This window comes from Pseudomonas sp. LBUM1658, assembly GCF_059716055.1.
In genome coordinates this window covers 4,696,900-4,720,559 of sequence record NZ_CP166798.1, presented here as the reverse complement: position 1 = coordinate 4,720,559, position 23,660 = coordinate 4,696,900, and the positions used below count along the sequence as shown (strand labels likewise).

Genomic DNA, 23,660 nt, shown 5'->3' with positions numbered 1-23,660 from the left:
TGCCCGGCTATAATCGCCGGCTCATTTCGCCGCCAACCGAGTCAAGCCCGCCCATGTACACCCTGGCCCGTCAGCTGTTGTTCAAACTTTCCCCGGAAACCTCCCACGATCTGTCCCTGGACCTGATCGGCGCGGGCGGGCGTTTGGGCCTCAATGGCTTGCTGTGCAAGGCGCCGGCGCGGGTGCCGGTGAACGTCATGGGCCTGGACTTTCCCAATCCGGTGGGTCTGGCGGCAGGCCTGGACAAAAACGGCGCGGCCATCGATGGTTTTGCCCAATTGGGTTTCGGCTTCGTCGAGATCGGCACCATCACCCCGCGTGCGCAACCCGGTAATCCGAAACCACGGATTTTCCGCTTGCCGGAAGCCGAAGCGATCATCAACCGCATGGGTTTCAATAACCTCGGCGTCGATCACTTGCTGGCCCGGGTCGCGGCGGCCAAATACAAAGGCATCCTGGGCATCAACATTGGCAAGAACTTCGATACGCCGGTTGAGCGCGCGGTGGATGACTACCTGATCTGCCTGGATAAAGTTTACGCCCATGCCAGCTATGTGACAGTCAATGTCAGCTCGCCCAACACCCCGGGCCTGCGCAGCCTTCAGTTCGGCGACTCGCTCAAGCAATTGCTCGAAGCCTTGCGTCAGCGCCAGGAAGACCTGGCCCAGCGCCACGGCAAGCGCGTACCGCTGGCGATCAAGATCGCTCCGGACATGACCGACGAAGAAACCGTGGAGGTGGCGCGAGCCTTGATCGAGACCGGGATGGATGCGGTGATCGCCACCAACACCACCCTGAGCCGCGTCGGCGTCGAAGGCATGGAACACGGCGACGAGGCGGGTGGCCTGTCGGGCGCGCCGGTTCGCGACAAGAGCACCCATACCGTCAAGGTACTGGCTGGCGAATTGGCCGGGCGCCTGCCGATCATTGCCGTGGGCGGTATCACCGAAGGCAGGCACGCGGCTGAGAAAATCGCCGCCGGTGCCAGCCTGGTGCAGTTGTACTCGGGGTTTATCTACAAAGGCCCGGCGCTGATTCGCCAGTCGGTGGATGCGATTGCCGCGCTGCGCTAAAGGCGAACACCCGTAGGAGCTGCCGCAGGCTGCGATCTTTTGATTTTGATTTTTGTATTCACGCACAAACCGCCGAGAAGCAGGATCAAAAGATCGCAGCCTTCGGCAGCTCCTACGGGGATCGAGTAATGGCTAAGTGAGCGGGAATAAAAAAGGGCTCCTCAAGGGAGCCCCTGGGCCGAAGCCCGCCGTCCGGATGGGACGAGCATGGTAAGTCGTTGCGTATTCAGATTTTGGTGTCGGAGTGTGTGCCCTGTTTAGCCGACGGCGTGAAGTTCGTTGAGTCTGTGGATTCCCGCAGTGCCGGTCATACCGTCCCAGTTGTCGCCGCGTCCTTCTCGCCAGCCGTTAATCCAGGCTTGGCGTACCGACGGTAGAGTAAATGGGCAAAGCTCACGGGATTTGCCACCAACGCCATATTGATATCCGCGTAAAAATGCTCTTTCCAACGGATCACGCTTAAGTCTTCTCATAGGGTGTTGCCCTCACTTGTTGACTGTGTAATGTCCCGTCGACCTCAATCGAGGTCGGGCAGAAATACTCTGCCGTTGGCGGCTCGCTGCCGGCGTCGCGAGCCAAGGTGTTGACGTCATTTCGGCGCCAACCTGTATTGAGTTCTAACCAATGCGTCACATCGAGGGAATGATCGTTTTGTCATAAGGACGTAACGATAATGATGTTAAGGCCATAAGAAAGCAGGTATATCAGCCTGCTGCACGGCCAAAGCCCACTATGAATCAGCCTCCTACTAGATGATGAGGTTAATTCTCTGGCAAGAATATCGACCGGTGGTCGTCGGTTATTAATCGACGAAGGGTCGAGATATGACATTTTGTTGCACCGGATTTTTTATCTGCCCTTGCATCCAAGCTCATCCGACCTCGGTTGGTTGAGCGGCCGGGGTGGCACGGCACACTTTCGTGCCCCGCGAGCGCTCTTCAAGAAAAGCGCTTGATTGAAAACCGAGCGGGCAATGCGTTGCCCGTTCACTTATTGCTTAAAAGGCCCTGGAATTCCCATGTCGGATCGTTACGAACTCTTCCTCACCTGTCCCAAAGGCCTTGAAGGCCTGCTTATCGAGGAAGCCATCGGGCTTGGCCTTGAGGAAGCGCGCGAGCACACCTCGGCCGTGCGCGGCATGGCCGACATGGAGACCGCCTATCGCCTGTGCCTCTGGTCGCGTCTGGCCAACCGGGTATTGCTGGTGCTCAAGCGCTTCCCGATGAAGGACGCCGAAGACCTCTACCACGGCGTGCTGGATATCGAATGGCAGGACCATATGCTCAACGACGGGACCCTGGCCGTGGAGTTCAGCGGTCATGGTTCGGGTATCGACAACACCCACTTTGGTGCCTTGAAGGTCAAGGATGCGATCGTCGACAAGCTGCGCACCCCGTCGGGCGAGCGTCCATCGATCGACAAACTCAACCCGGACCTGCGCATCCACCTGCGTCTGGACCGTGGCGAAGCCATTCTCTCGCTGGACCTCTCCGGTCACAGCCTGCACCAGCGCGGCTACCGTCTGCAGCAAGGTGCGGCACCGCTGAAGGAAAACCTCGCGGCGGCGATTCTGATCCGTGCCGGCTGGCCGCGGATTGCTGCCGATGGCGGCGCACTGGCTGACCCGATGTGCGGCGTCGGCACCTTCCTGGTGGAAGCGGCAATGATCGCCGCCGATATGGCACCGAACCTGCGCCGCGAGCAGTGGGGTTTTACCGCCTGGCTGGGCCACGTGCCGGCCTTGTGGAAAAAACTCCACGAAGAAGCCACCACACGAGCCGCCGCCGGTCTGGCCAAGCCACCGCTGTGGATCCGCGGTTACGAAGCCGACCCTCGGCTGATTCAGCCGGGCCGCAATAACATCGAACGTGCCGGCCTGAGCGACTGGATCAAGGTCTACCAGGGCGAAGTCGCGACCTTCGAGCCGCGTCCGGATCAGAACCAGAAAGGCTTGGTGATCTGCAACCCTCCTTATGGTGAACGTCTGGGTGATGAGGCGAGTTTGCTCTATCTCTACCAGAACCTCGGCGAACGTCTGCGCCAGGCCTGCCTGAACTGGGAAGCCGCGGTGTTTACCGGTGCACCGGAACTGGGCAAGCGCATGGGGATCCGTAGCCATAAGCAGTATTCGTTCTGGAACGGCGCCTTACCGTGCAAATTGCTGCTGATCAAGGTCACCCCGGACCAGTTCGTCACCGGCGAGCGTCGCACCCCGGAACAACGCCAGATCGAACGCGAACAGGCCGAGGTCGAAGTCGCAGACAACATCGAGGCGCCGGGCAAGTACGAGAAGTACAACAAGAACGGCAACCCGATCAAACCGGTACCGGTGGTGATTGAGCAACCGCGCTTGAGCGAAGGCGGGCAGATGTTCGCCAACCGTCTGCAAAAGAACCTCAAGGCGTTGGGCAAGTGGGTCAAGCGTGAAGGCATTGACTGCTACCGCGTCTACGATGCCGACATGCCGGAATATTCCATGGCCATCGACCTGTATCACGATTGGGTTCACGTCCAGGAATACGCCGCGCCGAAATCCATTGATCCGGAAAAAGCTTCGGCGCGTATGTTCGATGCCCTGGCGGCCATTCCGCAGGCTTTGAACATCGACAAGAGCCGCGTGGTGGTCAAACGTCGCGAACGTCAGAGCGGCACCAAGCAGTACGAACGCCAAGCCGCACAGGGCAAGTTCGTCGAGGTCAACGAAGGCGGCGTGAAGTTGCTGGTCAACCTCACCGACTACCTCGACACCGGGCTGTTCCTCGATCACCGGTCGATGCGCATGCGGATTCAGAAAGAGGCCGCCGGCAAGCGCTTCCTCAATCTGTATTGCTATACCGCAACCGCCAGCGTGCATGCCGCCAAGGGCGGAGCGCGCAGCACCACCAGCGTCGACTTGTCGAAAACCTATCTGGACTGGGCGCGGCGCAACCTGTCGCTCAACGGTTTCTCCGACAAGAACCGCCTGGAGCAGGGCGATGTGATGGCCTGGCTGGATACCTGCCGTGAGGAGTACGACCTGATCTTCATCGATCCGCCGACCTTCTCCAACTCCAAGCGCATGGAAGGGATTTTCGACGTGCAGCGTGATCAGGTGCAATTGATCGATCTGGCCATGGCGCGCCTGGCTCCTGGTGGAGTGTTGTATTTCTCCAACAACTTCCGCAAATTCCAGCTCGAAGAGAACCTCAGCAGCCGTTACGCGGTCGAGGAGATCACCGCTCAGACCATCGATCCGGATTTCGCCCGCAACAGCAAGATCCACCGCGCCTGGAAAATCACCGCCCGCTAAATACCGATTGGATCCATAGAGCCTTGATTTTTAAAGGCTCTTGGCTCTTTTTGCGCTGGTCAAGTTAGTGGCAAATGGCTATAACTCAGTCAAGGCCCATGTGACGCCCAAGCTCGCTGGCGTTATGAGTTCTGCTTATGTCGTTACACGCCGTCCGACCCAGGATTCTGGGTTTTATCAGTGAAGATGTTTCGGCCTGGTTTATCGCGCTACTGGTGCTATTGGCCGGTGGCGTGCTGACTGGAATGTTGGCTTGGGCGACCATAAAGGGCCACCGGCAGCAGGTGGCGCAGCGTTTTCAGCTATTGGTTGGCGAGCGCCAGAACCGGTTTTCCGAGCGTTTCGAAGATCAGGAGCAGCGCCTCGATAGCCTGCGCCGGTTCATCGTCAACTCCCAGTCGGTCTCTCGGCAAGAGTTCGATGGCTTCACCCGGCCCTTGTTGCAAAGAACCCAGGCCTATTCCTGGGCGCCCCGGGTTTCCAGGACCGAACGTGGTGCATTTGAACAACGGGCGCGAGCGCAGGGCCTGGCAGGCTTTTCGATTCGCGACCTGAGTCCGTCGGGCGGGCTGCAACCTGCCGCCGAGCGCGATGAATACGTCCCTTTGTTGTATAACCAGAAGCAGAGCGAGTGGAGCTCACCGCTGGGCCTGGACCTGTTGGTCGCGCCCGGACGGGGCGCTGCCCTGCAGCGGGCCCGGGACCGTGGTGGCATGGCAGTCTCCCAGACGCTGCAACTGATCGGGGTCGAGCCTGAATATACTCATTGTGTGCTGCTGGCCTTGCCGGTCGTCGAGCGGGTTTCGGCGACAGCTGTGCCATCGGTTCCGCTGGGGTATGTGCTGGCCGTAATCAGCATGCGTCAACTGGTGGCTGATGGTTTTCCGGCGCAAAGCCAGGACAATCTGGTGGTGCAGATTCGCGATCGCTCAGCCAATGGCCAGTCTGAGGTGCTCTACGAATCAACCAATCCAGTGGCCACGCAACCGTTGCAATACACATCGATATTGCGCCTGGGGGACCGGGTCTACGACCTGAACATGCGCACCAGTGCAGCGTTCGAGCGTGCCAACCATTCGACGATTACCAGTCTGGTGGTGATGGGTGGATTGTTGAGCGTGCTGCTCAGCGTCTTGCTCTATGTTCTGGTCAGCCAGCGCCAGCGAGCCCTGGCGCTGGTCGAGCAACGTACCCGGGAACTGCGCCTGCGTGAGCAGGAACTGCGCGAGGCTCACGGGCAACTGCGCAGTGTGTTGAATGCGGCGACTCAGGTAGCGATCATCGCGACGGACCTGCGCGGGGTGATCAGCACCTTCAATGCCGGTGCCGAGCAAATGCTCGGTTATCGAAGTGCCGAAGTGCTTGGACATGTGACGCTGGAAAGCCTGCACCTGCCCAAGGAGCTGCAAGTGCGCGCGGCGGAACTGAGTCGGCGTTATGGCAAGCCGATCCCGATGTGCCAGGCGATGCTCGTCGAGGGCGGCGAAGAGGGCGGCCATGAGGCGCGCGAATGGACGCTGGTGCGTCAGGATGGCAGCTACCTGTCAGTCAATATGCTCGCGGCGCCGGTGCTCGATGAGCAGGGGCTGTGGGTCGGGCACCTGGCGATCTGTATTGATGTCACCGAGCGTAAACGGGTGCACGAAGCACTGGCGGCCCGCGACACCCTGCTGAAAAAGCTCAGTGCCCATGTCCCGGGCGGGATTTACCAATTCATGATGGCGGCGGATGGCAAGTTCAGCGTGATCTATGCCAGTGACGGCATTCGTGAAATTTACGAGCTTGAGCCGGATCTGCTGCAAAAAAATGCCGAGGCGATCTTCGATCGAATCCATCCGCAAGACTCGTCCAGAGTCCGTGCCTCGATTCGTGCATCGTCGCAAAAGCTCAGCCCGTGGCGTGAGGAATACCGTGTGCAACTGCCGCAACGCGGATTGCGCTGGGTCCGAGGCGAGGCGACGCCAGAAGAATTGCCGGGTGGCGGGGTGCTCTGGCATGGCTATATCTCGGATATCTCCGATCTGAAGCGGGTTGAGGAGGAGCTGCGGGCGCTTTCTGTAACCGACTCCCTGACCGGGATTTTCAATCGGCGTTATTTCCAGGAACGGCTGAGGACCGAAATGGCCCGGGTCGAGCGCGGAGTCGGGGACATGGCGGTGATCATGCTCGATATCGACCATTTCAAACGCATCAATGACCAGCACGGGCATGCCGTGGGTGACCGGGTGCTGCAAGGCGTCTGTGAACGCATCGGCCAGCGCTTGCGGCGCACTGACGTGTTCTGTCGCCTGGGCGGCGAGGAGTTCATGGTGCTTTGTCCGGACACCGATGGGCAGCAGGCCCATACCTTGGCGCTCGAACTGTGGCAGGGGCTGCGCAGTTCGCCGATCGACGGCGTGGGCGTTGTTACCGCAAGCTTCGGAATTGCCAGCTGGCGGGCATCGGAAGGCGCTGACGCGTTGCTGTTGCGCGCCGATTCGGGTGTGTATGCAGCGAAGCAGGCAGGGCGGGATCGGGTTGAGGTGGAGCTGAGGTAGAGGGCTGGACACAACCCCCTGTGGCGAGGGAGCTTGCCCCAATGCCAGTCAGTCAACAGAATTCTATGGTCGGACGATCAATTGTGGCGAGGGGGCTTGCCCCCGCTGGGCTGCGAAGCAGCCCCAAAATCGGCGATCGCGTTACGTCAGGTAAAACCCGTCTGCCGGTTTACGACTGTTGCGCAGCCGAGCGGGGGCAAGCCCCCTCGCCACAAAAGCCCCTCACCACATGATCAGCTGGTTTAAAGTGCCGAAGCAGCCTCCGCCAGTTTCGGCTGGCGGTACAGGTCCAGCAGCACCTGGTCGAGCACCGAGGACGCGCCCCATGGTTTCGGATCGTTGAGGATCGCTACCACTGCCCAGGTGTTGCCATTGCTGTCGCGGCTGAAGCCGGCAATGGCGCGCACGGTGTTCAGGGTGCCAGTCTTGATATGCGCCTCACCGGCCATGGCGGTGCGTTTCAAACGTTTGCGCATGGTGCCGTCCATGCCGGCAATCGGCATCGAGCTGACGAACTCCGCCGAATACGGACTTCTCCAGGCCGCCTGCAGCATCGCGCCCATTTCCCGGGCGCTGACCCGTTCGGCGCGGGACAGCCCGGATCCATTTTCCATCACCAGATGCGGCGCAGTGATGCCTTTCTTCGCCAGCCACTGGCGGACTACCCGTTGCGCGGCTTTGGCGTCATCACCGTCGGCGGCGTTGCGAAACTCTGCGCCGAGGCTGAGGAACAGCTGCTGGGCCATGGTGTTGTTACTGTATTTGTTGATGTCGCGGATGATCTCCGCCAGATCCGGCGAGAATGCCCGGGCCAGGACCTTGGCGTCCTTGGGCACTGCGGCCAGACGATCCTGGCCCTGAATGCTGCCACCCAACTCCTGCCAGATTGCCCGTACGGCGCCGGCGGTGTAGGTCGCGTGGTCGAGCAGCGACAGGTAGGTCTGGGAACTGCAACCCTCGCCCAACTGGCCGTTGACCGTCACGCTCACGCCGCCATCGGCACGGGCCACCGGGTTGTAGCGCACATTGCCGGTGCACTGCTTGGAGTTGACAGCCTTGATCTGGTTGTCGATGTGAATGGTGGCAATCGGCGGCTCGACTGAAACCAGTACCTTGCCCGAGTCATTGCGCGCGACGAAGCGCAACGCCTTGAGGTTGACCATCAGCGAATCGGGTTTGACCAGGAACGGTTTGTTATCGTCATTGCCGTCGTCATTGAACTGCGGCAGTTGCGGTTGCACGAAGAAATTGCGGTCCAGCACCAGATCGCCGGTGACTTGCTGCACGCCATTGGCCCGCAGGTCACGCATCAGCAGCCAGAGTTTTTCCATGTTCAGCTTCGGGTCGCCACCGCCCTTGAGGTACAGGTTGCCACGCAGGATACCGCCACTGAGGACACCGTCGGTGTAGAACTCGGTCTTCCACTGATGGTTGGGCCCGAGCATTTCCAGGGCGGCGTAGGTGGTGACCAGCTTCATTGTCGAGGCCGGGTTGACCGACACGTCGGCGTTGAAAATCGTAGGGGTGCCCGGGCCGTTGAGCGGGATCATCACCAGTGACAAGGCGTCGTTCTGCAATTTGCTGGCTTTAAGGGCTTGTTGAACCTTGGGCGACAGGGCGGTGTTGATCGGAGCGGAGTGAGCAGGCAGGGCCAGGGGCAAAAGTAGACTGGCAAGCAACAATGGACGCAAAGATTTGATCATCTGTAATAAAACCCTACAGCCGAGGGGAAAAAGACGAGGGCATGTGAACGAATTCCCTCAGTGGTCATGAAAGTGTCGGCATTATGCCCCAAGGTATGGCGAGTTGTGCCGTGCCCTGTACCTTCAATCGGCTATTTTTTTACAGACGGCAGGCGCCTGGGCCTATAGAGGCGGGCAAAGGCTTGCTTAAGCTGCTAAAGTGCCGCCCGTTATTACTTATGAGGATTGTTCCATGGCGACTAACCGTTCCCAGCGTCTGCGCAAAAAACTGTGCGTCGATGAATTTCAAGAGCTGGGTTTCGAGCTGAACCTGGATTTCAAAGAAGATTTGGCTGATGAGGCTATTGACACTTTCCTCAACGAGTTCCTGGAAGAAGCAATGGAGGCCAATGGCCTCGGCTACGTTGGCGGCGATGACTACGGTCTGGTTTGCCTGATCAAACGTGGTTCGGTCAGCGAAGAGCAGCGCGCAGCTGTTGAAGCCTGGCTCAAAGGCCGTACCGAGCTGAAAAGCGTTGAAGTCAGCCCGTTGTTGGACGTCTGGTACCCGGAAAAGCCAATCAATCCGGTAGCTTGATGTCATGAATCAGCGGCCCGTTCGGGCCGCTGATTCGATGCTGCTCTGTAGTAGCCTGTCGATTTCCCTTTCCGTCTGTTCAAACCTCGGGTCTGTTTCCCGGGTTTTTGTGTGGGAGCGAGCTTGCTCGCGATTGGTTTTCAGGGTTTAGAAAACCTCAAGCCTTGCGCCAATTCAGAATCACCAGCGTCAACACCCCCGCAACAATCCCCCAGAACGCCGAACCAATCGAAAACAGCGTCAGCCCCGAAGCGGTGACCATAAAGGTGATCAGCGCGGCTTCACGCTCCTTCACTTCATGCATGGCGATGCTCAGGCCGTTGATGATCGAGCCGAACAGGGCCAGTGCGGCAATCGACAGCACCAGTTCCTTGGGCAGCGCGGCGAACAGTGCCGCCAGCGTGGCGCCGAATACCCCGGCAATCCCGTAGAAAATCCCGCACCAGACCGCTGCGGTGTAACGCTTGTTGCGATCTTCATGGGCGTGGGGCCCGGTGCAGATCGCCGCGCTGATGGCCGCGAGGTTGATGCCGTGGGAGCCGAACGGCGCCAGTAATAGTGAGGCGATGCCAGTGGTGGTGATCAGGGGCGAGGCAGGAACATTGTAGCCGTCGGCGCGCAGCACGGCGATGCCGGGCATGTTCTGCGATGTCATTGCCACCACGAACAGCGGAATGCCGATGCTGATGGTCGCCGCCAGGGAGAAGTGCGGGGTGGTCCAGACTGGCGTGGCCAATTCCAGGCTGAAGCCGCTGAAGTCCAGCAGCCCCATCATGCCGGAGAGCGCCGTGCCGATCAGCAGCGCGCCCAGTACCGCATAGCGTGGCGACAGGCGTTTGATGATCAGATAAGTGAAGAACATACCGAGCACCAACGCTGTGCGGTGTTGCGCGGCGACGAAAATCTCGCTGCCGATCTTGAACAGAATCCCGGCCAGCAATGCCGCGGCCAGCGAGGCGGGAATCCGTTTGACCAGTCGCTCGAAACTGCCGGTCAAGCCGCAAATGGTCACTAGCACCGCGCAGGTGATATAGGCGCCGATGGCTTCGCCGTAACTCACGCCGCCGAGGCTGGTGATCAACAGCGCCGCACCCGGGGTCGACCAGGCAATGGTGATGGGCGTGCGATAGCGCAGGGACAGGCCGATGCTGCACACCGCCATGCCGATCGAGATCGCCCAGATCCACGACGAGATCTGGCCGCTGGTCAGTCCTGCCGCCTGGCCGGCCTGAAACATCAGCACCAGCGAGCTGGTGTAGCCGGTCATCATCGCGATGAAACCGGCGACGATGGCCGAAGGCGACGTGTCGGCCAATGGACGTAACTGCGCTTGCGTGGCGTCGGTCATGGAGCGGTGGTCCTTGTACAAATGAAGATGTCCATGGTGAACACAAATCCCCGTAGGAGCTGCCGCAGGCTGCGATCTTTTGATCTTCCGGGATTTGCAGTGCTCCGGAAAAGATCGCAGCCTTCGGCAGCTCCTACAGTTCGGTGTTCGTCACAGATTCTGTGTGAAGCCTAAACTCAAACATAAGTGAGCGTTGCAATACAGCCGTGGCCGCAAACTGCCGTACAGTCGTGTTGGCGCAGCGGGTTGTGTACAATGTGCCATGTTTTTTCGCGATACTTGCCCGCGAACTGCCGTGTCGTACTACAGTCACGGTAATTCGCCGCAGTTTTCCCAACTCGAGTGCCCATGAACGATCAGTTGCAGCCCCTCAAGAAACAACCGCGAGCAGGCAAAGCCGGCCGCAGTGGAACTCAGGACGATATTGTCTACGCGCATATCTTCGAGGCTATCCTCGAACAACGCCTGGCGCCCGGCACCAAGCTGAGCGAAGAAGCGCTGGGGGAGATTTTCGGGGTCAGCCGCACCATCATTCGCCGCGCCCTGTCGCGTCTGGCCCATGAAGGCGTGGTACTGCTGCGCCCCAATCGTGGTGCAGTCGTGGCCAGCCCGAGCGTCAATGAGGCCCGCCAGGTGTTCCTCGCCAGGCGTCTGGTAGAGCGAGCGATTACTGAATTGGCGGTGCAGCATGCGACAGCCGAGGAGCTGACGGCGCTGAGGCAGATGGTCAACGACGAGCGCGACAGCTTCTCCCGTGGCGACCGTGGGGCGGGTATCCGGCTCTCTGGCGAATTCCACCTGAAGCTTGCCGAAGCGGCGAAGAATGCCCCGCTGATCAGCTTTCAGCGCAGCCTGGTGTCCCAGACTTCCTTGATCATCGCCCAGTACGAAAGCGGCAACCGCTCGCATTGTTCCTACGATGAACACACCCAGTTGATCGACGCCATCGAGGCGCGCGACGCGACGCTTGCGGTGAACCTGATGATGCATCACATGGATCACATCGACAGCAAGCTCAACCTCGACGAAGAAAGCGCTTCGGACGATCTGCATGCGGTGTTCTCGCATTTGTTGCAGACCAAAAAACCGGGTCGCACCACTGCCAAGCTCTGATAGAAATCCCCTGTGGGAGCGAGCTTGCTCGCGATGGTCGTGAACGATAATGAGGGGCGCCTGAATCACCGCGGCGCTCTCGGGTTTATCGCGAGCAAGCTCGCTCCCACAGATGCTCTCTATTGATTGCAAGATTTGCATTCAACACAAAACCCTGTGGGAGCGAGCCTGCTCGCGATGGCGATCTGACAGGCGATAAAAAAATCCCCCGCAACCAACAATTGCGGGGGATTTTTTATGCGCGGAAGATCTTAGCGCTGATGCACCAGATTCCCCGCCGCATAGGTCTGCAGCACCGTCCGGTCATCCCCCAGGGTCATCAACACAAACAAGGTTTCGGCAATGTTATTCGCCTGTTTCAGGCGATAGCCGAGCAGCGGCGTGGCGTTGTAGTCGAGCACCAGGAAGTCGGCGTCGGTACCCGGTTGCAGGGTGCCGATCTTGTCTTCCAGGCGCAGTGCCCGGGCGCCGCCGAGGGTGGCCAGGTACAGCGATTTGAACGGGCTCAGGCGCGCGCCTTGCATTTGCATGACTTTGTAGGCTTCGTTGAGGGTTTGCAGCAGCGAGAAGCTGGTGCCGCCACCGACGTCGGTGCCCAGGCCGACATTCAGGTTGTGCTTTTCAGCCATTGGCAGGTTGAACAGGCCACTGCCAAGAAAGAAGTTCGAAGTCGGGCAGAAGGCGATCGCCGACCCGGTTTCTGCCAGCCGCGCGCATTCGTCGTCACACAGGTGCACGCCGTGGGCGAATACCGAGCGCTCGCCGAGCAATTGGTAGTGATCGTAGACGTCCAGGTAGCCTTTGCGCTCCGGGAACAGTTCCTTGACCCATTCGACTTCCTGCAGGTTTTCACTGATATGGGTCTGCATGTACAGGTCGGGGTATTCGCTGAGCAATTGCCCCGCGAGGGTCAGCTGTTCCGGGGTGCTGGTCGGCGCGAAACGCGGGGTCACTGCGTAGTGCAGACGGCCCTTGCCGTGCCAGCGTTCGATCAACGCCTTGCTTTCGAGGTAGCTCGATTCAGCGGTGTCGGTCAGGTAGTCCGGCGCATTGCGGTCCATCATCACCTTGCCGGCGATCATCCGCAGATCCAGCTGCTCGGCGGCTTCGAAGAACGAGGTCACCGATTGCGGGTGCACGCTACCGAATACCAGCGCGGTGGTGGTGCCGTTGCGCAGCAGTTCCTTGATGAAAATGCCCGCCACCTCTTCGGCATGGGCCTTGTCGGCGAACTGGCTTTCACAGGGGAAGGTGTAGGTGTTGAGCCAATCCAGCAGTTGTTCGCCGTAGGCACCGACCATGCCGGTCTGCGGCAGGTGGATGTGGGTGTCGATAAAGCCGGGGGTGATCAGCGCATCCTGGTAATGGGTGATTTCGATATCCGCTGGCAGGCTGGCGAGCAGTTCGCTGGCGTGGCCGAGGGCGCTGATCCGGCCGTTGTCGATCACCAGCAAACCGTCTTCGAAATACTCATAGGACGCTTCGATCCCCACGACGGCAGGGTCGGCGATGCTGTGCAGGATGGCGGCACGGTAGGCTTTACGAGTCAAAGGCATGAGGGTTTCTCAGTTCGTGGCTTGGCTGCGGCGCGAGGCAGGCAGCAGTTTGGCAATGGGTTCGGCGCTGGCGCTGTGCTGGCCGAAATTCGCGTTATAGGTGGCGATGATTTCGCCGGCGATGGAGATAGCGATTTCCACCGGCAGCTTGCCTTTGACTTCGCCGATGCCCATCGGGCAGCGCATGCGTTGCAGCAGCGCGCTGTCGAAACCGCGATCGCGCAGGCGATGTTCGAACTTGACCCGTTTGGTCTTCGAGCCGATCAGGCCGAAATAGGTAAAGTCGTTGCGCTTGAGGATTGCGGCGGTCAGTTCCAGATCGAGCTGGTGATTGTGGGTCATGACGATGCAGTAGCTGCCGGCGGGCAATTCGTCGACTTCATCCACCGGTTCTTCGCTGACGATTTTGCGCACACCCTGGGGGATCTGCTCGGGGAATTCCTGTTCCCGCGAATCGATCCAGCGTACCCGGCAGGGCAGGCTGGCCAGTATCGGTACCAGCGCCCGACCGACATGGCCGGCGCCGAATACGGCGATCTGCGCCTGGACCTGGCCCATCGGTTCGAACAGCAACACGGTGACGCCGCCGCAGCACTGACCGAGGCTGGCACCGAGGGTGAAGCGCTCCAGGTGGGTGTCCTGTTTACCGCTGGCGAGCATTTCCCGGGCGAGCTGCATGGCCTTGTATTCCAGGTGCCCGCCACCGATGGTGTCGAAGCTTTGGGTGGCGCTGACGACCATCTTCGAACCGGCATTGCGCGGAGTCGAGCCGAGCTCCTCGATGATGGTCACCAATACGCAAGGTTCGCCTTGGGTTTGCAGGTCGGCGAGGGCGCTGATCCAGTTGTACATGTTTTCACCCCTACAACATTGTTGTTTGTTCGGGCCTCATCGCGAGCAAGCCCGCTCCCACATTGGATTTGTACAGGTCCATAAGTCAGCACATAACCCTGTGGGAGCGGGCTTGCTCGCGATGGCCGCGACGCGGTCCTTACAGCGAAGCCAACTCAACCTCGGCTTCCACGGCTTTCGCCGCCGTCAACTGGCGCATCTGCTCACAGCCCCACAACACCCGCTCCGGAGTGGCCGGGGCGTCGATTTTCGGTTGATGCTTGTAGTCGCCCAGACTGGCCACGGCATCCTTGATCGCACACCAGGCGGCGATGCCGAGCATGAACGGCGGCTCGCCGACGGCCTTGGAATGAAACACCGTGTCTTCCGGGTTCTTGCGGTTTTCCACCAGCTTCACCCGCAGGTCCAATGGCATGTCGGCGACTGCCGGGATCTTGTAGCTGGCCGGGCCGTTGGTCATCAGCTTGCCCTTGGCATTCCACACCAACTCTTCCATCGTCAGCCAACCCATGCCCTGGATGAAGCCGCCCTCGACCTGACCCATGTCGATCGCCGGGTTCAGCGAGGCGCCGACGTCGTGCAGGATGTCGGTACGCAGCATCTTGTATTCGCCGGTCAGGGTGTCGACTATCACTTCAGCACAGGCCGCGCCGAAGGCGTAGTAGTAGAACGGCCGACCACGAGCCTGGCTGCGGTCGTAGAAGATTTTCGGGGTCTTGTAGAAGCCGGTGCTGGACAGCGACACCTGGGCGAAATACGCCTGCTGGATCAACGCCTCGAAGGTCAGGATGTGATCGCGAACCCGCACATGACCGTTGTGGAATTCGACGTCTTCTTCGCTGACCTTGTACTGACGCGCAGCAAATTCCACCAGGCGCTGCTTGATGATCTCGGCAGCATTTTGTGCGGCCTTGCCGTTCAAGTCAGCGCCACTGGAGGCGGCGGTCGGTGAGGTGTTCGGGACCTTGTCAGTGTTGGTGGCGGTGATCTGCACCCGATCGATTTCAACCTGGAATACCTGGGCCACCACCTGCGCGACCTTGACGTTCAGGCCCTGGCCCATCTCCGTGCCGCCATGGTTCAGGTGGATACTGCCGTCGGTGTAAATGTGGATCAACGCGCCGGCCTGGTTGAGGAAGCTGGCGGTGAAGGAAATGCCGAATTTCACCGGGGTCAACGCCAGGCCTTTTTTCAGGATCGGGCTGTTGGCGTTGTAGCGACGGATCGCTTCACGCCGCTCGGCGTACTGGCTGCTTTCTTCGAGTTCGGCGGTCATTTCCTCGAGCATGTTGTGCTCGACGGTCTGGTAGTAATGGGTGACGTTGCGTTCGGTCTTGCCGTAGTAGTTGGCCTTGCGCACTGCCAGCGGATCGAGCGCCAGATGGCGGGCGATGGCGTCCATGACTTCTTCGATGGCGACCATCCCTTGCGGGCCACCGAAGCCACGATAAGCGGTGTTCGATGCGGTGTTGGTCTTGCAGCGGTGACCGTTGATGGTCGCATCGCCGAGGTAATAAGAGTTGTCGGCATGGAACATCGCACGGTCGACGATCGACGCCGAGAGGTCCGGCGAACAGCCGCAGTTGCCCGCCAGTTCCAGTTGAATGCCGTGCAGCCGGCCGGTGCTGTCGAAGCCGACGTCGTATTCGATGTAGAACGGGTGACGCTTGCCGGTCATCAGCATGTCTTCGACCCGCGGCAGGCGCATCTTGGTCGGCTGGCCGGTCAGGTGCGCAACCACCGCGCACAGGCAGGCCGGGCTCGCGGCCTGGGTTTCCTTGCCGCCGAAACCACCGCCCATGCGGCGCATGTCGACGACGATTTTGTTCATCGACACGTCCAGTACTTCCGCCACCAGCTTCTGCACTTCGGTGGGGTTCTGGGTCGAGCAGTAGACAATCATCCCGCCGTCTTCGGTCGGCATCACCGAAGAGATCTGGGTTTCCAGGTAGAAATGTTCCTGGCCGCCGATGTGCAGCGTGCCCTGGATCCGGTGCTCGGCGGTGGCCAATGCGCTGGCCGAATCACCGCGTTTATGGGTGTGGCTGTCGAGCACGAAATGCTTTTTGCGCAGGGCTTCGACCACGTCCAGTACTGGTTCCAGATCTTCGTATTCAATGACGGCGGCCATGGCTGCCTGGCGCGCGGTTTCCAAATCCCGGGCCGCGACTGCCAGCACTACCTGACCGACGAATTGCACGTCATCGATCGCCAGTAAGGGGTCGCCGGGCAACAGCGGACCGATGTCCTTCAGGCCCGGCACATCCTTGTGGGTGATGACGATGCGCACGCCTTCGAAGGCGTAGCAGGGCGCGGTGTCGATGCTGATGATTTTCGCGTGGGCACGGTCCGACAGCCGTGCGTACAGATGCAGCTGATTAGGGAATTCCAGGCGGTCGTCGATGTACACCGCTTCGCCGGATACATGCTTGTCGGCGCTGTCGTGCTTGACGCTGCGACCGACGCCGGAAGTCAGGTCCTGGGCGAACAGTTCGGCCAGTTCAGCCTGGGTTTTTTCGACGGCATGATGATTAGACATAAGCGGTCACCCGAGTCTCGATGTGCGGTGTTTGCAGTTCGATGAAGTATTTGCGCAGCAGGTTCTGCGCGCTGAGCAGGCGGTATTCCTTGCTCGCGCGGAAGTCCGAGAGCGGCGTGAAGTCTTCGGCCAGGGCGGCGCAGGCGCGCTCCACCGTTGATGAATTCCATTGCGAGCCGAGCAGGGCGGTTTCGCAACTCTTGGCGCGTTTCGGGATGGCCGCCATGCCGCCGAAGGCAACGCGGGCATCAGCGATCACACCGTTTTCGATGCGTAGATTGAACGCCGCACAGACCGCGGAAATATCGTCATCCAGGCGCTTGGAAACCTTGTAGGCGCGGAACAATTGCTCGGCGCTGGCGCGGGGCACGATGATCTTTTCGATGAACTCGCTTTCCTGGCGCGCGGTCACCCGGTAATCGATGAAATAGTCTTCCAGCGCCAGGGTGCGGCGAGTCTGACCTTTGCACAGAACGATCTGCGCGCCGAGGGCGATCAGCAGCGGCGGCGAGTCACCGATGGGCGAAGCGTTACCGATGTTGCCGCCCAGGGTGCCCTGGTTGCGGATCTGCAGGGAGGCGAAGCGTTGCAGCAATTCGCCGAAGTCCGGGTACTCGGCCTTGAGCGCTTCATAGCAATCGGACAGCGAGGTGGCGGCGCCGATTTCCAGGCGGTCGTCAAAGCGTTCGACGCGCTTCATTTCGGCAACGTTGCCTACATAGATCATCACCGGCAGGGCGCGGTGGAACTGCGTCACTTCCAGCGCCAGATCGGTGCCGCCGGCCAGCAGGCGGGCTTGCGGGTACGAATCGTAAAGGTCGGCCAGGTCAGCGACGGTCAAGGGCACCAGGCAACGTTTGTCACCGCTGTTCAGCTCGCCGGTTGCGGTTGGCGCGATTGCTTTCAGACGGGCAATGGTCTCGGCTTCGCGAGCGTCGAATTGGTCAGCCTGCTTGCCGCAGCAGGCCTGTTCGGCAGCGGCCAGAATCGGCCGATAGCCGGTGCAGCGACAGAGGTTGCCGGCCAGCGCTTCGTGGGCCTTGTGGGAGTCCGGCTGGTCACTGTTCTTTTGCAGGGCGAACAGCGACATGACGAAACCCGGCGTGCAGAAACCGCACTGCGAGCCATGGCACTCGACCATGGCTTTCTGCACGCTGTGCAGCTGGCCCTGGTGCTTGAGGTCTTCGACGCTGATCAGCTGTTTGCCGTGCAGCGACGAAACGAAGGTCAGGCACGAATTGAGGCTGCGATAGCGAATGTGCTCGCGGTCATCGCCGTCGGTCTGCAATTCGCCGACCACCACGGTGCAGGCGCCACAGTCACCGCTGGCGCAACCTTCTTTAGTGCCGGATTTGCCCAGGTGCTCACGCAAATAATTGAGCACAGTCAGGTTCGGGTCCAGGGCGTGCTCACTACGGAGTTCCTGGTTTAGTAAAAACTGGATCACGGAAGGCCTCGCAGACTCATTATTGTTGTTAACCGACTTGAGCCGAATTTAGTCATATCTGACTTTTCGGTCAATGATTTTCTGACTTAAAGGTCAGGAAATTCAATTTTGCCGATTAACGACACCTCTATTCATTATTGACCCTATGGGGATAGCTTGCTTTTTGCGTGGTTGTCGGTTGTTTGTTGCGTATTTCGTGCCAAATTCAGCCCCCTGGCCATTACAATCAGCGCCCTGCGCCATTACCCAGCAACTGGGTTACACTGCGCCGCTTGTACCGATCGAAGAGTTTGAAGGAAAACCATGACGTTCAAGGCGCCGGACAGCCTCGCCGAGCAAATAGCTCACCACCTCGCCGAACGCATCATTCGCGGGGATCTCAAGCCCGGGGAGCGCATCCAGGAACAGAAGGTCACGCTGGCTCTCAATGTCAGCCGCGGTTCGGTGCGCGAAGCCTTGCTGATCCTCGAGCGCCGTCACCTGATTGCGATCCTGCCGCGGCGCGGTGCTCACGTCACTGAGCTCAGCGCGCACAAGGTGCAGAGCCTGTGCGCGCTGATGAGCGAGCTGTACATCCTGCTGGGCAATGCCGTGGCCAATGGCTGGGCGGCCCAGACCGATATGGCGCCGTTCCTGCAAATCCAGCAGCGTCTGGTCGCCAGCTACGAGCGGCAGGACATTCAAGCCTTTGTCGAAGACAGCTTTAATGTGATGCGCGCGGCGTACCCCTTCGCGAACAACCCGTACCTGCAGGAAACCGTCGAGAACCTGCAGCCGGCCATGAGCCGTGCGTATTACCTCGCCCTGGAGCAACGCAAGGCCGAGATGAGCGAGTTCCTGGAGTTGTTCGAGCGACTGCTGGCCGCCGTGCTGGCCCGTGATTTGCCGCAAATTCGCGTGGTGCTCTCGGCCTATGCCCAGCGCAGTTGCGATCTGGTGCTGTCTGCGTTGACGGCTGCCTGAGCATGCGGCTCAAGTGCATCAAACTGGCGGGGTTCAAATCCTTCGTCGACCCGACCACGGTGAACTTCCCCAGTAATATGGCGGCGGTGGTCGGGCCCAACGGTTGCGGCAAGTCGAATATCATCGACGCCGTGCGCTGGGTGATGGGCGAGAGCTCGGCAAAGAACCTGCGTGGCGAGTCGATGACCGACGTCATCTTCAATGGCTCCACCAGCCGTAAACCGGTCAGTCAGGCCAGCATCGAACTGGTTTTCGATAACTCCGACGGCACTCTGGTCGGGGAATTCGCGGCTTATGCGGAGATCTCCATTCGTCGCAAAGTGACCCGCGACAGCCAGAACAGTTATTTCCTCAACGGCAGCAAATGCCGGCGTCGTGATATCACCGATATTTTCCTCGGCACCGGCCTTGGCCCGCGCAGCTACTCGATCATCGAACAAGGGATGATCTCCAAGCTGATCGAGGCCAAGCCCGAAGACCTGCGCAACTTCATCGAAGAAGCCGCGGGGATTTCCAAATACAAGGAGCGTCGGCGCGAGACCGAAAACCGCATCCGTCGCACCCACGAAAACCTCGCCCGCCTGACCGACTTGCGCGAAGAGCTGGAGCGCCAGCTCGAGCGTCTGCATCGCCAGGCACAGGCCGCCGAGAAGTATCAGGAATATAAAGGCGAAGAGCGTCAGCTCAAGGCCCAGCTGTCGGCGTTGCGCTGGCAGGCCTTGAACGAGCAGGTCGGCCAGCGCGAATCGATCATCGGCACTCAGGAAATCAGCTTTGAGGCCCTGGTGGCCGAGCAGCGCAACGCCGATGCCAGCATCGAGCGGCTGCGGGACGGCCATCATGACCTCTCCGAGCGCTTCAATCTGGTGCAAGGGCGCTTCTATTCGGTCGGCGGCGACATTGCCCGGGTCGAGCAGAGCATCCAGCACGGTCAGCAACGTTTGCGCCAGTTGCAGGACGACCTGCGCGAAGCCGAGCGTTCGCGGCTGGAAACCGAATCCCACCTGGGCCTCGACCGCACCTTGCTGGCGACCCTCGGCGAAGAGCTGCACACCCTTGAGCCCGAGCAGGAAATCACCAGCGCCGCCGCCGAAGAGGCCGCCGCTGCCCTGGAAGAATCGGAAACCACCATGCATGGCTGGCAGGAGCAGTGGGACACCTTCAACCTGCGCTCCGCCGAGCCACGGCGCCAGGCCGAGGTTCAGCAATCGCGGATCCAGCAGCTGGAAACCAGCATGGAACGCCTCGCCGATCGGCAACGCCGTTTGGCTGAAGAACGGGCATTGCTGGCGGCCGATCCGGAAGACGCGGCAATCCTTGAACTCGGCGAGCAACTGGCTGCCAGCGAGATGACGCTGGAGGATTTGCAGGCCAGCGAGGAGGGGCAAGTCGAGCGCCTGGAGCAGTTGCGTCAGGAGTTGCAGCACGCGACCCAGGCACAGCAACAGGCTCAAGGCGAGTTGCAGCGTCTCAACGGTCGGTTGGCCTCTTTGGAAGCCTTGCAGCAAGCGGCGCTCGATCCGGGCACCGGTACCGCGCAATGGTTGCAAGAACAGCAACTGACAGAACGGCCGCGACTGGCCCAGGGCCTGAAGGTGGACAGCGGCTGGGAGCTGGCGGTGGAAACCGTGCTGGGTGCTGACCTGCAAGCGGTGTTGGTCGACGACTTTGCCGATTTCGATCTGGCCGGCTTCCAGCAGGGCGACCTGCGCCTGTTGAGTCCGGGCAGTGACGGCATTCGCGTGCCGGGCAGCCTGCTGGACAAGGTCGAAGCCGAGATCGATCTGTCGCCCTGGCTGGGCCAGGTCAGGTCGGTGGAAACCCTTGACCAGGCCTTGGCCTTGCGTGGCCAATTGGCGGTCGGTGAAAGCCTGATCAGCCGCGATGGCTACTGGCTAGGCCGGCACTTTCTGCGGGTGCGACGCGCCAGCGAAGCGGAAAGCGGGGTGTTGGCGCGGGGCCAGGAAATCCAGCGCCTGGGCGATGAGCGCGATGAGCGTGAAGCCACCGTGGAAGCGCTGGAGACCCAACTGCAGAACCTGCGGGCACAGCAACGCCAGCAAGAAAATGGCCGTGAACATTTACGCCGCTTGCTGCAGGACGAGGCGCGTCAGCAGGGTGAGTTGAAAGCCCGGCTGTCCGCCGGCAAGGCCAAGGCCGAACAACTGACGTTGCGCCGTACGCGGCTCGATGAGGAACTGGGCGAACTGGGCGAACAGCGCGCCCTTGAACACGAACAGGTCGGCGAGGCACGCCTGCAATTGCAGGATGCGCTCGACAGCATGGCGGTCGATACCGAACAGCGCGAATTGTTGCTGGCTCAGCGTGACAGCCTGCGTGAACGCCTGGACCGGGTGCGCCAGGAAGCCCGCCAGCATAAGGACCACGCCCATCAACTGGCGGTGCGCCTGGGTTCGCTCAAGGCACAGCACGACTCCACCCGTCAGGCGCTGGAACGGCTCGAATTACAGTCCGAGCGTCTGAACGAAAAGAGCCAACAGCTCAGCCTCAATCTGGAGGAGGGTGAAGCACCCCTCGAAGAGTTGCGGCTGAAGCTCGAAGAGCTGCTCGACAAACGCATGACGGTCGACGAAGAACTCAGAACCGCGCAGATCGCCCTGGAAGATGCCGACCGCGAACTGCGCGAGGCCGAGAAACGCCGCAGCCAGGCCGAGCAGCAGTCGCAACTGATCCGTGGTCAGCTGGAACAGCAGCGCATGGAATGGCAGGCGCTGACAGTGCGGCGCAAGACCCTCGAGGACCAGTTACTCGAGGACGGCTACGACTTGCACGGTGTGCTTGCCACGTTAAATGCCGAGATCAACGAAAAAGCCGCCGAAGAAGAACTTGAACGGATTGCCGCGCGGATTCAGCGGCTGGGCGCAATCAACCTCGCGGCCATCGACGAGTACCAGCAGCAATCCGAGCGTAAACGTTATCTGGATGCCCAGAATGACGATCTGGTCGAAGCCCTCGACACCCTGGAAAACGTGATTCGCAAGATCGATAAAGAAACCCGTAATCGCTTTAAAGATACCTTTGATCAGATCAATGGGGGTTTACAGGCATTATTTCCAAAAGTTTTCGGTGGCGGCAGCGCTTATTTGGAACTGACGGGCGAAGATCTACTCGATACAGGGGTGACGATCATGGCGCGTCCGCCCGGAAAGAAGAACAGCACCATCCATTTGCTCTCTGGTGGTGAGAAAGCTCTGACCGCGCTGGCCCTGGTATTTGCGATTTTCAAGTTGAACCCGGCGCCATTCTGCATGCTCGACGAAGTTGACGCACCGCTGGATGACGCTAACGTAGGACGCTACGCCCGGTTGGTGAAAGAAATGTCACAGACGGTGCAGTTCATCTATATCACCCACAACAAGATCGCCATGGAAATGGCCGATCAGTTGATGGGGGTGACGATGCATGAGCCCGGTTGTTCACGCCTTGTGGCAGTTGATGTCGAGGAGGCGATGGCAATGGTGGATGCGTAAGTCGTTGTGTATAGGATGATTTCCTGGAGGATGCAGGAGGTTTTTCTTTCGCGACTTGCTGGCCAATCGACATATTGGCTGAAGCCATTGCGACAGACGGTGTAAAGTTGTCTTGGGTCGTGCTAGTTTAATGTCAATTTTTCGTATACGTGGGCAAAACGCCTGTCAGAACATAGAGTTGGCGCCACGTTTTAAAGGGGTTTGCAGCTTGCTCAGCCCTTTATTCTTCAGCATTTTTTATAGAGGCACGGGATTACATGGAAATCGGTCTGCGCGAGTGGCTGATAGTCATCGGCATTATAGTCATTGCCGGTATTCTTTTTGACGGCTGGCGCCGCATGCGCGGGGGCAAGGGCAAGCTGAAATTTCGGCTGGATCGCAGCCTGTCCAATTTGCCCGACGAGGACACCAGCGCCGAACTGCTGGGCCCGCCGCGGGTACTGGATACCCATAAGGAGCCGCAACTGGACGAGCATGATCTGCCGTCGGTGAGCATGCCTGCCCGCGAGGGTCGTGATTCGGGCTCCAAGCGTGGCAAACGTGGCGGCGAGCCGTCTCAGGGTGACATGAACCTCAATCTGGACCTGGATGGCGGCCCGAGTTTCAGCAGCCGTGACGATGACTTCCCGGATGAAACCCGCTCCTCAAGCGCCGCTCAGGACAGAGAGCAGCCACAAGCGGAAGAAGTCCTGGTGATCAGTGTGATCTGCCGCGATCCCGGTGGCTTCAAAGGCCCGGCGTTGTTGCAGAATATTCTGGAAAGCGGTCTGCGTTTTGGCGAGATGGACATCTTCCACCGTCACGAAAGCATGGCTGGCAATGGCGAAGTCCTGTTCTCCATGGCCAACGCAGTCAAGCCGGGCGTGTTCGATCTGGACGATATCGATCACTTCAGCACTCCGGCGGTGAGCTTCTTCCTTGGCTTGCCCGGCCCGCGTCATCCGAAACAGGCTTTCGACGTGATGGTTGCCGCTGCTCGCAAACTGTCGCAAGAGCTCAATGGCGAACTCAAGGACGATCAGCGCAGCGTACTGACCGCCCAGACTATTGAGCACTACCGTCAACGCATCGTCGAATTCGAACGCCGCGCTTTGACCCAGAAGCGCTAAGGCCGAAACAGGGGGCTTTTGGTTTGCTCCCTGGGCCGCAGTATTTACAAGATTGAGCAGCCA

At 60.0% G+C, this 23,660-nt stretch carries 15 protein-coding genes; 8 read left to right on the top strand and 7 right to left on the bottom strand.

All coding sequences use genetic code 11. The features are described from left to right. Window positions 1–53 precede the first annotated feature (53 nt). Window positions 54–1,073, top strand: coding sequence for a quinone-dependent dihydroorotate dehydrogenase (locus ACA064_RS21675; protein ID WP_497669956.1), 1,020 nt, complete (start codon window positions 54–56; stop codon window positions 1,071–1,073). A 257-nt stretch (window positions 1,074–1,330) separates the two neighbouring features. Here ACA064_RS21675 and rmf read toward each other — a convergent pair whose 3' ends face one another. Next, window positions 1,331–1,546, bottom strand: a complete 216-nt coding sequence (rmf, locus tag ACA064_RS21670; RefSeq protein ID WP_003223300.1) for a ribosome modulation factor — start codon at window positions 1,544–1,546, stop codon at window positions 1,331–1,333. Window positions 1,547–2,091: 545 nt separating this feature from the next. On the opposite strand from rmf, the gene rlmKL reads away from it, so the two are divergent. Beyond that, a complete protein-coding gene (rlmKL, locus tag ACA064_RS21665; RefSeq protein ID WP_497669955.1) occupies window positions 2,092–4,362 on the top strand; it encodes a bifunctional 23S rRNA (guanine(2069)-N(7))-methyltransferase RlmK/23S rRNA (guanine(2445)-N(2))-methyltransferase RlmL in 2,271 nt (756 codons plus the stop codon). 137 nt (window positions 4,363–4,499) lie between these two features. Then, entirely contained in the window at window positions 4,500–6,899 is a 2,400-nt protein-coding gene (locus ACA064_RS21660; protein ID WP_497669954.1) for a sensor domain-containing diguanylate cyclase, read from the top strand. A 242-nt stretch (window positions 6,900–7,141) separates the two neighbouring features. On the opposite strand, the gene dacB is transcribed toward ACA064_RS21660, so the two are convergent. Then, window positions 7,142–8,602, bottom strand: a complete 1,461-nt coding sequence (gene dacB / locus ACA064_RS21655; RefSeq protein WP_497669953.1) for a D-alanyl-D-alanine carboxypeptidase/D-alanyl-D-alanine endopeptidase — start codon at window positions 8,600–8,602, stop codon at window positions 7,142–7,144. 232 nt (window positions 8,603–8,834) lie between these two features. Here dacB and ACA064_RS21650 point away from each other — a divergent pair, with 232 nt between their 5' ends. Further along, window positions 8,835–9,179, top strand: coding sequence for a YggL family protein (locus tag ACA064_RS21650; protein ID WP_150642826.1), 345 nt, complete (start codon window positions 8,835–8,837; stop codon window positions 9,177–9,179). A gap of 157 nt (window positions 9,180–9,336) precedes the next feature. Here ACA064_RS21650 and ACA064_RS21645 read toward each other — a convergent pair whose 3' ends face one another. Beyond that, window positions 9,337–10,527: a benzoate/H(+) symporter BenE family transporter gene (locus ACA064_RS21645; RefSeq protein ID WP_497669952.1), complete on the bottom strand. Its 1,191-nt coding sequence runs from the start codon at window positions 10,525–10,527 to the stop codon at window positions 9,337–9,339. Window positions 10,528–10,875: 348 nt separating this feature from the next. Here ACA064_RS21645 and ACA064_RS21640 point away from each other — a divergent pair, with 348 nt between their 5' ends. Next, window positions 10,876–11,640: a GntR family transcriptional regulator gene (locus ACA064_RS21640; protein WP_497669951.1), complete on the top strand. Its 765-nt coding sequence runs from the start codon at window positions 10,876–10,878 to the stop codon at window positions 11,638–11,640. A gap of 251 nt (window positions 11,641–11,891) precedes the next feature. On the opposite strand, the gene guaD is transcribed toward ACA064_RS21640, so the two are convergent. The 4 genes from guaD to xdhA form a co-directional block, all read right to left on the bottom strand. Continuing rightward, the gene (gene guaD / locus ACA064_RS21635) at window positions 11,892–13,196 is read right to left on the bottom strand and encodes a guanine deaminase (RefSeq protein ID WP_497669950.1); all 1,305 of its coding nucleotides are present in this window, start codon (window positions 13,194–13,196) and stop codon (window positions 11,892–11,894) included. A gap of 9 nt (window positions 13,197–13,205) precedes the next feature. Further along, window positions 13,206–14,048, bottom strand: a complete 843-nt coding sequence (xdhC, locus tag ACA064_RS21630; RefSeq protein WP_497669949.1) for a xanthine dehydrogenase accessory protein XdhC — start codon at window positions 14,046–14,048, stop codon at window positions 13,206–13,208. Between the two features lie 139 nt (window positions 14,049–14,187). Beyond that, window positions 14,188–16,587, bottom strand: coding sequence for a xanthine dehydrogenase molybdopterin binding subunit (gene xdhB, locus ACA064_RS21625; protein WP_497669948.1), 2,400 nt, complete (start codon window positions 16,585–16,587; stop codon window positions 14,188–14,190). Next, window positions 16,580–18,034: a xanthine dehydrogenase small subunit gene (xdhA, locus tag ACA064_RS21620; protein WP_497669947.1), complete on the bottom strand. Its 1,455-nt coding sequence runs from the start codon at window positions 18,032–18,034 to the stop codon at window positions 16,580–16,582. The genes xdhB and xdhA overlap by 8 nt, the downstream gene beginning before the upstream one ends. A gap of 303 nt (window positions 18,035–18,337) precedes the next feature. Between xdhA and ACA064_RS21615 the strand changes: the two genes are divergently transcribed. The 3 genes from ACA064_RS21615 (at window position 18,338) to zipA (ending at window position 23,597) form a co-directional block, all read left to right on the top strand. Beyond that, a complete protein-coding gene (locus ACA064_RS21615; RefSeq protein ID WP_497669946.1) occupies window positions 18,338–18,997 on the top strand; it encodes a GntR family transcriptional regulator in 660 nt (219 codons plus the stop codon). Window positions 18,998–18,999: 2 nt separating this feature from the next. Next, window positions 19,000–22,488 carry a chromosome segregation protein SMC gene (smc, locus tag ACA064_RS21610; RefSeq protein ID WP_497669945.1) on the top strand — a complete coding sequence of 1,163 codons (3,489 nt, stop codon included), beginning with the start codon at window positions 19,000–19,002 and terminating at the stop codon, window positions 22,486–22,488. Between the two features lie 257 nt (window positions 22,489–22,745). Next, window positions 22,746–23,597: a cell division protein ZipA gene (zipA, locus tag ACA064_RS21605; RefSeq protein WP_497669944.1), complete on the top strand. Its 852-nt coding sequence runs from the start codon at window positions 22,746–22,748 to the stop codon at window positions 23,595–23,597. Window positions 23,598–23,660: the final 63 nt, after the last annotated feature.